The organism is Pseudoalteromonas sp. SR43-2, from assembly GCF_014163885.1.
Classification (GTDB): domain Bacteria; phylum Pseudomonadota; class Gammaproteobacteria; order Enterobacterales; family Alteromonadaceae; genus Pseudoalteromonas; species Pseudoalteromonas distincta.
Map to the genome: position 1 here is coordinate 55,501 of NZ_JACJED010000004.1, position 14,663 is coordinate 70,163.

General features: G+C 39.0%; 14 protein-coding genes. 7 read left to right on the forward strand and 7 right to left on the reverse strand.

Annotated features, from left to right (window positions below; genetic code table 11):
* Nucleotides 1–122: 122 nt before the first annotated feature.
* Together H5120_RS04485 and H5120_RS04490 are read left to right on the forward strand one after the other, a co-directional pair.
* Nucleotides 123–1,286, forward strand: a complete 1,164-nt coding sequence (locus H5120_RS04485) for a M23 family metallopeptidase (RefSeq protein WP_182670874.1) — start codon at nucleotides 123–125, stop codon at nucleotides 1,284–1,286.
* On the forward strand, nucleotides 1,276–1,758 hold the full coding sequence (locus H5120_RS04490) for a polymer-forming cytoskeletal protein (RefSeq protein WP_002958196.1): 483 nt from the start codon (nucleotides 1,276–1,278) through the stop codon (nucleotides 1,756–1,758). The genes H5120_RS04485 and H5120_RS04490 overlap by 11 nt, the downstream gene beginning before the upstream one ends.
* A 21-nt stretch (nucleotides 1,759–1,779) precedes the next feature.
* Here the strand turns inward: H5120_RS04490 and H5120_RS04495 are convergent, their stop codons facing one another.
* Nucleotides 1,780–2,253: a hotdog fold domain-containing protein gene (locus H5120_RS04495; protein WP_024595671.1), complete on the reverse strand. Its 474-nt coding sequence runs from the start codon at nucleotides 2,251–2,253 to the stop codon at nucleotides 1,780–1,782.
* 183 nt (nucleotides 2,254–2,436) lie between these two features.
* Between H5120_RS04495 and H5120_RS04500 the strand changes: the two genes are divergently transcribed.
* The 3 genes from H5120_RS04500 (at nucleotide 2,437) to H5120_RS04510 (ending at nucleotide 4,808) form a co-directional block, all read left to right on the forward strand.
* Nucleotides 2,437–3,636, forward strand: coding sequence for a multidrug effflux MFS transporter (locus H5120_RS04500; protein WP_182673728.1), 1,200 nt, complete (start codon nucleotides 2,437–2,439; stop codon nucleotides 3,634–3,636).
* Entirely contained in the window at nucleotides 3,633–4,277 is a 645-nt protein-coding gene (locus H5120_RS04505) for a LysE family translocator (RefSeq protein WP_182673729.1), read from the forward strand. Before H5120_RS04500 ends, H5120_RS04505 begins: the two co-directional genes overlap by 4 nt.
* 66 nt (nucleotides 4,278–4,343) lie before the next feature.
* Nucleotides 4,344–4,808, forward strand: a complete 465-nt coding sequence (locus H5120_RS04510) for a methylglyoxal synthase (protein WP_002958191.1) — start codon at nucleotides 4,344–4,346, stop codon at nucleotides 4,806–4,808.
* A 19-nt stretch (nucleotides 4,809–4,827) separates the two neighbouring features.
* Here H5120_RS04510 and yegD read toward each other — a convergent pair whose 3' ends face one another.
* The 6 genes from yegD to H5120_RS04540 all read right to left on the reverse strand — a co-directional run bounded on the left by yegD (nucleotide 4,828) and on the right by H5120_RS04540 (nucleotide 11,828).
* The gene (gene yegD / locus H5120_RS04515; RefSeq protein WP_024595669.1) at nucleotides 4,828–6,192 is read right to left on the reverse strand and encodes a molecular chaperone; all 1,365 of its coding nucleotides are present in this window, start codon (nucleotides 6,190–6,192) and stop codon (nucleotides 4,828–4,830) included.
* A gap of 62 nt (nucleotides 6,193–6,254) precedes the next feature.
* Nucleotides 6,255–7,097 carry a DNA ligase gene (locus H5120_RS04520; protein WP_182673730.1) on the reverse strand — a complete coding sequence of 281 codons (843 nt, stop codon included), beginning with the start codon at nucleotides 7,095–7,097 and terminating at the stop codon, nucleotides 6,255–6,257.
* A gap of 33 nt (nucleotides 7,098–7,130) precedes the next feature.
* Entirely contained in the window at nucleotides 7,131–7,787 is a 657-nt protein-coding gene (locus H5120_RS04525) for an HAD family phosphatase (protein ID WP_182673731.1), read from the reverse strand.
* A gap of 75 nt (nucleotides 7,788–7,862) precedes the next feature.
* Nucleotides 7,863–8,162: a hypothetical protein gene (locus H5120_RS04530; protein WP_002958185.1), complete on the reverse strand. Its 300-nt coding sequence runs from the start codon at nucleotides 8,160–8,162 to the stop codon at nucleotides 7,863–7,865.
* Nucleotides 8,163–8,267: 105 nt separating this feature from the next.
* Entirely contained in the window at nucleotides 8,268–10,553 is a 2,286-nt protein-coding gene (locus H5120_RS04535; RefSeq protein ID WP_182670867.1) for a TonB-dependent receptor, read from the reverse strand.
* A 414-nt stretch (nucleotides 10,554–10,967) separates the two neighbouring features.
* Nucleotides 10,968–11,828 (reverse strand): mechanosensitive ion channel family protein, encoded by an 861-nt coding sequence (locus H5120_RS04540; protein WP_002958183.1) that lies wholly within the window; start codon nucleotides 11,826–11,828, stop codon nucleotides 10,968–10,970.
* Nucleotides 11,829–12,026: 198 nt separating this feature from the next.
* Between H5120_RS04540 and H5120_RS04545 the strand changes: the two genes are divergently transcribed.
* The gene (locus H5120_RS04545; protein WP_002958182.1) at nucleotides 12,027–12,233 is read left to right on the forward strand and encodes a hypothetical protein; all 207 of its coding nucleotides are present in this window, start codon (nucleotides 12,027–12,029) and stop codon (nucleotides 12,231–12,233) included.
* A gap of 213 nt (nucleotides 12,234–12,446) precedes the next feature.
* Nucleotides 12,447–14,582 (forward strand): M3 family metallopeptidase, encoded by a 2,136-nt coding sequence (locus tag H5120_RS04550; protein ID WP_024598247.1) that lies wholly within the window; start codon nucleotides 12,447–12,449, stop codon nucleotides 14,580–14,582.
* The last annotated feature ends 81 nt before the right edge of the window (nucleotides 14,583–14,663 follow it).

Genomic DNA, 14,663 nt, shown 5'->3' on the forward strand with positions numbered 1-14,663 from the left:
TAAAAGGGCTGCTTACTAAAAGCAGCCCTTTTTTATTAATTTTTGAACAGTTACAATTTTTTTCTAGCTTTTTTAACTCAAATTGCTATCTTAATTCGGTTAATAGCCAGTGTTTATATGCCATGTCAGTATTTATAAAGTCTTTTTATCATAAATTTTTCCCTGCTCGTCAACTACTTATTCGTCAAAATGGCGAAGTTAAGCATGTTGTTTTAGCCTCTTGGTTTCAACTTCTTGTAGCATCGCTTATTTTAGCCACTTTTATTTGGCTGAGTATTTCAAGCTTTCGTGTTTATACACAAACAAATAAAATATCTGACATAGAACAAAATCAAATAACCGAGCAAACGCTGTGGCAACAAAAAGTCAGTGAGCAACAAGCCCTTCAAGCAACGCAGCTAGAGCAACTTGCAATACTTGAACAAAAGCAGGCGCTACTGCAAAGCATGATAGAATCCCTTCCTGCTTCAATTAGCAAAGATGTTATTAAGCTTGATACAGAACTTGATGTACCAATTAATGAAAATGGCAATGAATTTCATGAGCCATTAGTCGATGAAAATCAAAAAGGTAAACAATCACAGTTAATCGCTCCAATCACATTCGCAACAAGAGTGGCCAACTTAAATAATCAGTATGAGCAAAGCTTTACCTATTTAGATAACCAAATTAGTGAACGTCACCAAGCCATTTTAGCTATGGTCAAAGGCGCAGGAATTGAGTCTGCGCTTGAGCAACACCTAATATTAAGCGCCCAGACAACTGCGCAAGGTGGGCCACTTGATATATTTAACGAAACAAAAATTCCGAGCCACTTTTTAGCCATCGTTGATAAGTTATTAATATTAAATAATTTAGAAAACTTTTTAACTGAGCTACCAAATACCCTGCCTTTAGCTAAAGCTAAATACTATATATCGAGTAATTTTGGCCTTAGAAAAGATCCCATGAATAGTAACCATGCCTTTCATAAAGGAATTGATTTAGCCGGTTGGCATAAAACCGAAATATTCGCTCCAGCAGACGCTGTAGTGCTTCGTGCCGGTCGTAATGGTGGTTATGGTAACTTTATTGAGCTTGAACATAAAAATGGCTTAGTGACTCGATTTGGACACTTAAATAAAATTAAAGTAAAGAAAGGTCAATCAATCACTAAACATGATGTAATCGGCCTAATGGGCAGCACCGGCCGAAGCACAGGCACGCATTTACACTACGAAGTATTACTTAATGGTAAACAAGTCAATCCTCTAAAAATAACAAAGGCGCTTTCTCGTGTTTGGTAGAAAAAAACAAAAAACAGTTAGCTCTAATTTAAAAAGAGTGAATCACACACCGTCTATTATTTCTGAAGACGTACGCCTTACAGGCACTTTAGTTAGCCAAGGTGAAGTACAGCTTGATGGCCGTATTGATGGTGACATAAAAGTGGAGCATTTAGTTATTGGCTCAGCGGGAGTTGTTGAAGGTATTGTTGAAGCTAAAAGCGTTATTGTTAAAGGTAAAGTTATTGGGTCAATTAATGCCAGTGAAGTAAAAGTACAAAGTGGCGCTCATGTTCATGGCGATGTATTTCACGATACATTGAGTATTGATGCAGGCGCAGTAATTGAAGGCAGTTTAAAGCAACGCTTTGAAAAAGAAGAGCCGGAACTAATTTCGAAAGAACTAAAACCCGCAAAAGAAGTTAAAGCATTATTGAAAGAAGATGGCAGCGACTTATCATTTGTAAATAAACAAGCCGCTGATAAAAGCTAAGTCAAATTAGCTTTACGTAAATTAATTTTTCTCAGTAATGTACATAGTAATATCTGCAGTGAAAACAAGCTCATTGCGGGTATTATACAGTTTAACCGGTACTACTAAGTCTTCTTTATCAATCCACTTATGTGGTAAATCAATTTCAGCGACTGCTCGTACATCTGTATCTACTTTAGCCAAATACCTAACTGTCATCCCTTTTGGGATCCAACGATGCGTTTTAACTGGCACTGTTGCATCAACCATTACACCTGCACACAATTCAGCTAAGTTACACTGCGCAATAGCATGAATAGTTCCAATATGATTATGAACGCTTCGGCGGTTTTTAACCACCGCACTACAATGGCCCTCTCTCAAATCGAGTACGTAAGGTTTCATCGAACCAAAATATGGCGCTTTAAAGCAAACAGCTTTAGTAAAAAGCCAATTCCCAAAAGGTAGGCGCTTAAATTTATGCCATGTTTGTACAAGTGCAGATTTATTACTCATTATTATTTTCCATCAACAGTTACTTTTTTTAAATTAACACATCAGACCAGTTTTAAAAAGTGCATTTATGCTGGCTTTTTAGCTTAATCCAATCAAAAAGTAAGAATTACGACCTATGCAGGGGTCATAAGCCCTTTCTTTTTTATGAGTGCCCACCTAAAATACTCGACAAAAGGAGACTCAATGCAAACACAGCCCGCTAAACCTAATATGACTTTGTTACTTATCTTAGCGTTACTCGTTATATTTTGCCCTATGGCAATCGATATTTACCTACCTGCTTTCCCTACTATTGCAGAACAATTTGCAGTTACTGAACAACAAGTACAGCAAACCGTTGCTATTTTTATGCTTACAGTGGGTTTAGGCCAATTAATTGCGGGCCCTTTGGCTGATAGATTTGGCCGAAAACCAGTGGCAGTAGTGGGCATTAGTTTGTATGCAAGCTCTGCATTACTCGCATACTACTCGCCTTCTTTTGAGATATTACTAATAGCACGTGCTTTTCAGGGATTTGGAGCCTGTGCCACATTTGTTGTCGCATTTGCGATAGTGCGTGATAAATATGGTAGTGAACGAAGCGGACAAATGATTACCTACCTTAACGGGATTGTGTGCTTTATTCCGGCAATGGCACCTATTTTAGGGGCTTGGCTTACCGTACAGTTTGGCTGGCGTATGAACTTTATGTTTTTAACCGCGTTTGCTATTTTGGGCCTTATTGTTACCCTATTCTTTTTTAGAGAAACTCGTCCTGCTGATAGTCATTATCAGGGGCATATTTTAGATTTACGTCGCTTTACACCGATTATTAAAACACCGGTATTTTTGTTTAATAGCCTAATTTGTATGGTCTCAATGTCGGCCATATTAGTGTATGTAACGCTCGCACCAGGCTGGCTTATTACACATTTAGGCGGCACCGTAGCCGACTTTACTTTTTGGTTTACGTTAAATGCCGTAATAAGTATTGTCGCAAGTTTTATTTTACCAACGTACATTAAACGAAATAGCCAACGTGCTTTGCGTGTCGGTGTGAGTGTACTGGTTTTCTCAGGCATTTTAATGCTAGCCCTTAGCGGTATAGAAACGGCATTTGCGCTTATGCTACCTATCTTAATTGCTGCATTAGGGTTTGCTTTAAGTTTAGGCTCTGCTGCAGGAATGTCTCTGTCTAGCTTTCCTAAACAAGCAGGCACAGCCTCTGCATTACTCGGTGCTATGCAAATGAGTGGCGCAAGTATACTTGTCGTTTTAACCCAATATTTAGGGCTAAGCACACCGTGGTTGATTGCTTTTCACTTATTATTGCTAGTTCCGCTTTGGCTTATTTTAATGAGCAAAAAAGCACATAGTTTACACCCGGCTAAAAGTACTCAATGATCAATCCTGACTTTCTAGTCTCATTTTTATTAGCCAGCTTTTTAATGGCAGTAGCGCCTGGGCCATCAAATGCATTTTTGATGGCGCAAACATTTGCTAATGGTCGAAGTGCTGGTATGCAAAGTGCTTTTGGTTTTGCATTAGGTGGGGTTGTTCATACGCTATTTGCTGTTGTAGGCCTAAGCGCAGTACTGAAAGCTTCCCCTAGTGCCTATGCCGCAGTGCAATATGCAGGCGCAGCATACTTATGCTATTTAGGGTTTATGATGATTAAAGGCACGCTAAAGCAGCCAGAGCCGACATCTGATGACAAGCAAACCGATAAACCGCATATAAGTACCAGTAAAAAAAGTAATGTCATGTTTCAGGCCATGATGACTGAAGTATTAAACCCTAAAGTAGCATTATTCTTTATTGCATTTATTCCACAATTTGTAGATCCAACGCTTTCATCGGCTACTTTTCAGCTCGCTTTTTTTGGCTTACTTTACCCTCTTTTTGCTTTTCCGATTGACTGCACGTATATTTATTTTGGCGACAAAATTGCACAGTTTTTTAGACATAACCCAAATAGCCAACTTTGGATTGATAGGATCACTGGCATTGTATTTATTGCCCTTGCTATCAATCTATTATTTTAACTAACCTGCACTTTGGTTAAGAGATTTATTCTTCCGAGTTTAGGTTCACCAATAAAAAGAATTAGCATGGAACAAAAAACACAATCTCTTCCCGCACAAAAAAATATTGCTTTAGTGGCACACGATGGTAAAAAAGCAGCACTAAAATTATGGTGTGAAAAGCACAAAGAAATACTAAGTAAGCACACTTTATATGGCACAGGTACTACGGGGCATTTAATTCAAAAAACTACGGGGCTTGATGTAGTTCAGCTTTTAAGTGGTCCTATGGGCGGCGATCAACAACTTGGCGCTAAAATAGCAGAACATGAGATACATGTTTTAATATTTTTTTGGGACCCATTAGCATCACAGCCTCATGACCCTGATGTTAAAGCACTACTGCGTTTAGCCGCTGTTTGGAATATTCCGGTGGCGTGTAATGAGGTAAGTGCAGATATGTTATTAAGCTCACCGCTTATGGACGTAGAGCTTGAACGTACATTGCCAGATTACGAAAAATACCTCGCAACCCGACAAATAGATCTTTAAACCTCAATTGTAATCTAGGTTATTTATAAAGCATGCTGGCCCATTTAGTCAGGCCAGCGGTTACACTACCAAAGTGATCCCCGTTAACCATTTTTATATCGCCTAAGTGCTCACTTAAAGCCGCTTTAATCAATGGTGACTGTGCACTACCGCCTGTTAAGTAAATAATGTCTGGCGTGGTCGCAGCGTCGCTGATTGCTTGTTTTGCTAAAGTAACTATTTGGCTAATACTACTCTCAACGGCAACAGCTAAATCTCTTACAGATACATTTTTATTCAGCCCACTATCTAAAAAGCTTAAATCACAATCAAACACACTAGCAGACGAAAGTGCTATTTTAGCCGCTTCACCTTGTTGCACTAACTGATGGCCTTGCTTGTTTTGCTGTAAATGTATTAAGCGCTTATAAAGCTCAGGTGCACTTACATCACGTAATTGTGCGTTTAGCTCTCGGGTATGGCTTTCACTATAAAATTGGCTTTGTAAGTTTACATCGTTAATTTTACACGCTTGCCAAAACGCTTGATTAGGCAAAGGTAGACCTGATTTAAACGTACTGCCTAAACCCAATAACGGCATTAAACCATGAAAGCTCAAAGCAATATCTAAATCGTTTCCGCCAACACGTTTACCACTGTGAGATAAAAAATCGCTATCGCGCTGACTATTTCCTCTAAAGCTTGGGCCCATTTGTACAAATGAGCAGTCACTTGTACCACCACCAATATCAATAACGAGTACTTTTTGATCCTGAGTTAAATCACTCTCGTAGTCGATACCCGCAGCAAGTGGCTCATATAAAAACTCTACGTCTTTAAAACCAGCACGTTTAGCAGCACGCTCTAAAATACCGACCGCTTGTTGATTTGATTGCTCGCCACCCACAGCTTGAAAGTTTACTGGGCGACCAATTACTGTTTGTGTAAGTGTTTTACCTAAAGAGAGCTCAGCGCGTTGCTTAATTTTTAAGATCATCGCGGTTGCGATATCTTCAAAAAAGTTAATTTGACCTTGCTTTAAACCTGTTGCACCAAAAAATGATTTAGGAGACTTAACAAAATAGCCTTCTTCAGGAAACTGCACGTACTCGCTAATCGCTTCACGACCAATAAATAGGGTTTCATCTGAAGGTTGTAAATCAAGGTCTGACTTAATACGAGGTAAGGTATTTAATAATGCTTGGCGCTGCGTTAAAAAGTCATGCTCATGGGCTGTGCCATGTAAATGCTTAGCAACAAAATCAACAACCAACGCGCTGTGATGAGTGTAAAGTGTAGATGGTAAGTAATGTTTTCCTTGCTCTAGCGGTACTAATTGAACATTACCCTCGCTCATTACACCCATAGCACAATTAGAACTACCGTAATCAAAACCTACAAACATACTTCACCACACATTACCAAAAAGGCCGCGCAATTTAGCACACTTTGTAAAATTTATAAATGTTATAAACTATCTCTGATCCGTAAAAAACTGGCAAAACGCGGTAACCCATTTTTTGTTAAGCCATGAAATCGGTACGTTACAGTACTACCAATCTCCGGTGGGATGGAGCGCTGTGCATCATTAAACCCAGTACCAATAGAAAATACCTGCCCCTGCGCTGTTTTTACCCTTAATGCCCCTAACATACCTTGATATTTACCTTTGCCTGGTAAGTGTGCAATTACAACCGCTTCTGCATCTAAATAAGGTTTTAATTTTAGTAATGCATTACTTCTTCCATTGCTGTGCTTCGCGCTGGCCAAATGAAGCATTACGCCCTCGCCACCCTGCTTAGTTATGTTCTCAAAATACTCTGTAAGCTGCTCATTATTTGTAAAGCTATATTGAACTACAGCACTAATGTGCGGCGAGTTTAGGCTAGTGATAAGCTCATTATAGTTTTTATAGCGAGTGCTAAAAGGGAGATTTTTATCTGGCATATCAAATACTTTATAAGTAATAGTTTGCCAATCATGATTATTAGGTTTTTTAGTTCTGACTATGCCGCTAAGCGCAGAAAAGTGCTCACGTTTAGTCCACAGCTCACCATCAAGCCATACATTTGGCAATGGCGCTGTAAACCAACTTGGCGCATTGATAATATTACCCTTACGAGTGACAAACTGCGTGCCGGTCCAGATAGCTCTTACGCCATCATATTTTTCACTGACTAAATATTTACTTACATCATAATGCTTCGTTTCGTCATATACTTTAGCCAGTAAAACAGACGGTTGTGCTGCACTTATGCATTGCGTAAAAAGTACAATAACAATTAAAAGCAGGTGTTTAATAGTAAGCATTGGCGCATCCAAGCACGTAAAAGTTGGCTTAAACTATAGTTGAGATTGCGCCCATTGCCAAAACTCATCTAAGTTGCTCATTTGATAGGTAGCTTGGCTAAAGTCGTGATCTTTAGTATGGCTATTGGCAATGGCTACAACACGTAACAAAGCATTATTAGCAGCTGTTACCCCTGTGTAAGTATCCTCAACAGCAATTGCATTGCCAGGTTGTATATTTATCTGCTCAAGTGCCAGTAAATACGGATCCCCTGCAGGTTTAGGATTAGTTACATCATCTTTTGTAACCACCGTATCAAACAGCTCATAAAACCCTAAGCCTTTCAGTATTGGCATAGCTTCACTTTTAGCACTGCCTGTTACTATCGCCATTTTTAAGCCACTCGCTTTTACAGCTTTCAATGTTTGCTCTGTAAATGGCATCAGTGGCGGTAAATGTGTTACTACATATTCACCAAATAAACGGTATTTTTCATCTGCTAAAAACTGTGCACTTACCGATAAGTTATGCTCTTGCTTAATTTCGATTGCGGCTTCTAAAGTGGGCCGTCCCGAAAAGCGCTGACAAAAATCATTTTCTAAATAACTAACACCGTAGGGTTTAAGTAATTTACTCCAGCATACAAAGTGCATGCTTTCTGAATCAACTAATGTGCCATCCATATCAAATAATATTGCTTTTAAAGCCATCCTCATTCCTTATTTAACTTGTGCTAAATTTTGACAATAAAAAAGGCGCCTTAAGCACCTTTTATATAAATACAGTTATTGCGTTAAGCCTGCTGGCGGCTCACCCGTTGCTTCCTCACCCGTTTCAACATCAACAAGCTCGTAGCCACGCGTTTTACGTACAACTTTAAGTACTGGTTTATCAAATGCAGTTTTTAAACGCTCGGAGTCATCTTTCAACTCATCTAAGGTTGTTCCAAAAGGGGCTGCGCCAGTTTCTGACCAGTTAGTTACTTTACCATTTAGGTTATATTCTACTTCGTGTATTTGATATTGCGCTGCTTCGTCTTTCGTTGCTTCACAAAAAATTACACGGTAATTCCAAAATCCAGCCATTTTTTTATCTCTTTAAATTAATTAACGCTACTTTACCAGCTTTATAAAAACATAAAAGCCTGCACAAGGCAGGCTTTTAAAAATTAATATAATTTAAGGTTATCTTTAGAAAAAGTTAACTTTAAATTCAGCACCAACATAACGCTCTTCGTTAACAATACCTGTATTGTTATTGAAATCTACAGCGCCAATAACTTGTTGCTCGTCAAATAAGTTACGAACAAATGCAGCAACTTCGTATTCGTAATCGCCTTCAGACCATGTGTAACCTGTACGAAGACCTGTTTCAATAAGCTCTTTACCTTCAAACTCTACTGATTCGTAAAGGAACATGTTGATTTTACTGCGATAAGAAATATCACCGCTTGCGAAGAAGTTACCATCGGCAAGTTCTTTAGTGTAGCGAAGCGTAAAGTTAGAGATCCACTCAGGAGCATGCGGTAAGCTATTACCATCAAGTATTGCACGATCTTCAGGACCAAACGCACCTGCTACTTGGAAAGTCGGGTCTGTTACCGTACATTGTGCACAAACAGCCACAGCTAAATCGTTATCTTTAATTTCTGTTTTATTGTAGCTTAAGTTAAACGTTGCATTAAACTCATCGCTTAATACCCACTGCGTATCTAACTCAAAACCATAGCCAGTTGTTTTATCAGCATTAACTAAACGGTTAAAGTTAGCACCACCGCCTACAGCAGTAAGCTGTTGGTCGTCCATCGTATAATAAAACACAGTTGCATTTACACGACCTTGGCCGTCTAGCACGTCTGATTTAATACCTGTCTCGTACGATGTTACCGTTTCTGATTCAGCTGTTGTTACGTCATCACCAAATAAAATACGACCTTGTAGACTAGGTGCGCGGAAGCTATTTGCTACACGGCCGTACCAGTTAACATCATCGTTTACTTTGTAATTTGCAGATAAATCCCAGCTAACATGGTCGTCACTAACATCACGCTCTACAAGTAATGCACCGCCGCCAATTGGGCTAAGTGTACGATCAGCTACAAAATCCTTATCATCATCAGAGTAACGAAGGCCCGCTGTTACTTTTAAATCATCTGAAAAAGTATAATCTACAGAACCAAATACAGCCCATGCAGTTGTGTCTTGTTGTTGGCGAACATAACCATTTAAAACACCATTATTTGAAGTGTCATAACTAAAGTTTTCAATCGTTAGTTCTTCATCAAAGTAAAATACACCTACTTGATAATTTAAGTCACCATCAAAGTTACTAGATAAACGTAGTTCTTGTGTCAACTGGTTGTGATCTGGAATGCCATCAGCACTTTCTGAAGAGAAAGGAATAAAACCAGGTCCCATAGCAACTGGAACGTCATCTATTGAGAAGCCGCCGTAACCGCCGTCAATATCAGCGCGCGAATATATTTCAGCACTTTCCCATGCAGAAATAGAAGTGATTGTGTGGTTTTTAAGTTCCCACTCAAGCTTTAAGCTTGCACCTTCCGATTCTACTTGTTGAGTAGAGCGAGATGCCGCATCTTGATAAACAACATCATTTTCGTAGTTATCTACTAGCTCATTAGTACCCGCTTTAATTACATTTGCACGAAATGCAATTGGTGAGCCATCTAAGTCACGTGTGTGATAGTTTAATAAAGCAGTAAAATCATCGCCTTCATATAAAAACTGAACGCGTGCCGCTTTTTCAGTGTAACCACCTTGCTCATCTTTAGCTTCAAAGCCTGGAGCTTGGTTATCAATGTAATCGTCTTTGTCTTGCCATAATAATGAAACACGAGCAGATAAACGGTCAGTTAAAGCACCACCTACAGCACCACTTGTATCTACAGCACCACGGCTACCGTATGAAACAGAGCCATAACCATCAAATTCTTGGCTTGGTTTAACAGTATCAAACTTAACAAGGCCAGCTGGCGTGTTACGGCCAAATAGCGTTCCTTGAGGACCACGTAATACTTCTACGCGTTCAACATCAAATACTGGGAAACCTTTTAAAATTGCATTTTCTTGAACTACTTCATCAACAACAAGTGATACTGGTTGTGATGCATTCAAATCGAAATCGGTATTACCTAAACCACGAACGTAAAAGCGTGGGAATGAACGACCAAATGAAGACTCAATAGATAAACTTGGAATTTTCGCATTTAAAAAGCGAATATCCATACCTGCAGAGCTATATGCATCAAGGTTATCACCTTGTAATGCAGATACAGCTACAGGTACTTCTTGTGCATTTTCTACGCGTTTACGGGCGGTAACTTGAATAACTTCTAGTTGATTGCTTTTTTTAGCCGTTTCTTCTTCAGCGGCGAATGCTGAAATAGATGTGCCAGCAGCAGATAGTAGTGCAGCGTTAATAATTGTCGCTATTGCAGATTTCTTTAATGATTTCATGTCGGGTATTAACCTTTAGTATGCACTCTTGTTCAACGGTTTTTTGTGTTGCGCAATGTATTCATTGCGGGCTCGTACAATTTTTCGCGACTTGCTATATGGCGCGCGGACCTCATCACCGAGAGTACAAAACGGAGTAACAAGGCTGAACGAACGATTAAGATTATACCATTGTGTAATAATTTTACTGCATAAATATGAACATAAATGGAAACTTTTTTGCAACATTTAACTACAAGATTGCGTGTTTTTATCAATATTTAGATGCAAAAACCTAATAATGAGGACATATGTCCTTTATTGAAGATCGCGAAGTAAAGTAAGAAAAATGGATTACCTTCCATATTAACCCAAAATAGAAACGTTGTGATTACTCATAAAAAAAGTCACCCGCAAGCGACTTTTTTATTAAAACTACGACCTTTTAAAAGCAATTTCACCATCTATATGAATATCGCGCTGTGGAAACGCAATCACGACATCATGCTCTTCAAATACAGCATAAATACTAAAACGAATATCACTGCGCACTTTTCTAAGCATGGTTTCAGACTCGGCGCATACCCAAAAAATAGCATTAAATACAAGCGAGCTATCTGCAAAGTCATCAAATAACACTGATGACTTTGGATTAACCAATATTGCATCATGATCATCAAGCACTTGCTGGATAAGCTTTTTAACCAGTATAACGTCTGAACCATACGCAACGCCGACACTGACCGATGAGCGTGCATTACCATCTATCAGCGTCCAGTTTGTTACTGTATTTTCGAGCAATTGAGAATTAGGTATAAGCATATGTACGCCGTCATTTCGGCGAATACGTGTAGAACGCGTATTAATAGTTTCAACTACGCCCTTTGCGTTACCTACCTCTAAAAAGTCACCAATGCGAATTGGGCGCTCCCACATCAATATCCAACCGCTGATAAAGTTATTAATAATATTTTGTGCACCAAAACCTACACCAATGGCTATTGCACCGGATACAAAAGCAAATGCCGTAAGCGGGATGCTGAGCACTTCAAGCGATGTAAAAATTAAAATTGCGATACTTAAAATAAAGTAAATTCGAGTAAACAAATGCACTGCATCTTGGCTTATTTTTTTAGCGAGTAATGTTTTTTTAATAAGCTTGCCAATACGTGTGACTACAAACCACATAGCAAACAATATAAGTGGCACTTGAATTACTTTTGCTACCGTAATATTCACATCGTTATAAGTGAATATTACAAAGGCTAAGTATTGATTAATTTGTTCGAGGGTCATAAGTGTTCCCAATATCTTTTTTTTGATTATTATTTGTTCACTAAAAATAAGTGTGGTTCAGTTTTCGCTAAGCTTAGCACGTCATAATATAACTAAAACGCCAAGTTAATAAGTTCAATATGAATTTTATAAACAATTTATTAACTCTTTATTGCACCGAGTGCTATATAAATAGTGTACAAGCACTGGAGATCACATATGACACAACTTACTCTAAATCAAAGACTCGCTACTTTGCAGCCGCAGGTAGATTTAAAATTGTTTGAAAGCAGCCTAGATTACCGAAATAAAGTTTTGTGCTTGCTGGCCGAACAAGAGCAAACTCTAGCAACTATTAATAAAGAGTTTGGGCAGCAATCTAATAGCTTTGGCTCAGAGAAAAAATTTGTTTTAGGTTATAACTAACCCCCTCTCAAGCACACAATCGTATAATTAAGTAGCTTTAACGTTTAATTTTAGAGCTACTTTTACCCACCTTAATACTAATTATTAGCTAATTTGCGTTCAAATCCCCCTTAATACCGATAAACTTTATTGTATAAACCCACAAATTTGATAAGTTAACTAGGTTTTTCGACTCGCAAAGCCTATTTCGGCTAATCTTTTTATGGAGTTATTATGCGTAAAACCCTGATCGCCACTACTATTGCTAGTGCCCTAATCCTATCGGCTTGTTCTTCTAACGAACCTCAAGACATGGCAAAAGAGAGCGCAGCACAAGTGCAAGACATGAACGCAAACAATGTTTTATTCAAACCAAGTCCATTACAATACATGGCACCTGAGTTTGATAAGTTTGGTACAAAAGACTACGAAGCCGGCTTTGATGCTGGTATTGCTCAGCATACTGCGCAAATACAAGCTATTGCTAACAACCCAGCTCCTGCAACTTTTAAAAATACATTAGTTGAAATGGAAATGTCTGGCGAGCTACTAAACCGTGTATCAGCTGCTTTTTATAACCTTTCAGGTTTGATTTCTGATGACGAATACCAACGTATAAGTAAAAAAATGGCGCCGGTATTATCTGCTCACTCTGACGACATTTACTTAAATGGTGCATTATTCAAGCGCGTACAAACTATTTACGACAACAAAGACTCGCTTAATGCTGAAGATCAACGCCTTGTGGATTTTTACTATAAGCAATTTGTAAAAGCAGGCGCTAAATTAAATGACGCTGAAAAAGCAAAAATGCGTGAAATCAACTCACAACTTGCAGAGCTTTCTACTGCGTTTTCTCAAAACATTTTAAAATCGTTTAAAGAAGATGTCATTGTAGTTACCGATAAATCTAAACTTGCTGGCCTTTCTGAAGGTGAAATTGCAGGCCTTGCGGCCGCTGCTAAAAAAGCAGGTAAAGACGGCTACATGATCACGCTAGTAAATACGACTCAACAGCCAATTTTATCAAGCCTTGAAAACCGCGACCTTCGTGAGCAAATATTTAAAGCCTCTGCTAACCGTGCAGCAAAAACTAACGGCCCAATTATTATTGAAGAAACAAACCTACGCGCTCAAAAAGCAGAGCTACTAGGGTTTAAAGATTGGGCATCGTATGTAATGACTTCGCGTATGGCACAAACAACTGACAACGTGTATGGCATTTTAGATGACTTAGCACCAAAAGCAGTTGAAAAAGCTAAAATTGAAGCAGCTGCTATTCAAAAAGTAATTAACGATTCAGGTGAAAGCTTTGAGCTTAAACCATGGGATTGGGCTTTTTACGCAGAAAAAGTGCGTGCTGAAAAGTACGACTTAGATCCTGCCCTTGTTAAGCCTTACTTTGAAATGGATTCTGTAATTCACGATGGTTTATTCTTTGCAATGAACAAGCTATACGGTATTACATTTAAAGAGCGTAAAGATTTACCGGTTTATCATGAAGATGTTACAGCCTACGAAGTATTCAACGCTGACGGCAGCGCCATCGGTTTATTTTACCTAGACCCATACGCACGTGAAGGTAAGCGTGGCGGTGCATGGATGAGCGCTTACGTAAGTCAAAGCGGCTTAAAAGGCACTAAACCTGTAATTTACAACGCCCAAAACATTCCAAAACCTGCTGCAGGCGAGCCAACGTTAATGACGTTTGACGAAGTGTCAACTATGTTCCATGAGTTTGGTCATGCGGCGCACGGTTTATTCTCTGACGTTAAATACCCAAGCTTAGCAGGTACTGCTACAGCGCGTGACTTTGTTGAGTTTCCGTCGCAAGCGAATGAAGATTGGATGATTGAACCTACGGTACTTGCTAACTACGCCAAACACTACAAAACAGGTGAGCCAATTCCACAAGCTTTACTTGATAAAGTACTTGCATCGCAAAAATTCAACCAAGGTTTTGGTACCACTGAATATTTAGCAGCTGCTTTACTTGATATGGAATGGCACTCGTTTGGCTCAGATAAAAAAATTACTGATGTTCAAAAGTTTGAAAGCGATGCACTAAAAGCACACGGTATTGATTACTACCCTGTACCACCGCGTTATAAATCAAACTACTTTAGCCATACATTTGCCGGTGGTTACTCTGCGGGTTACTACGCATACCTTTGGACTGAAGTATTTGCAGCCGATGCCTTTGCACACATGGAAAACAACGGCGGCTTAACACGTAAAAATGGTGATAAGTTCCGTAAAGAAATCCTATCTAAAGGTAACAGCCGCGACTTAATGCAAAGTTACATTGAGTTTAGGGGTCAAAAACCAACTACCGACGCATTACTTAAGCGCCGTGGTTTAGTTGAGTAAATAACTTAATTTATTGAGCTCACTTTTATAAAAGCCCGCTTGCGGGCTTTTATTGTTTATACCCTCACATATAACAGATAA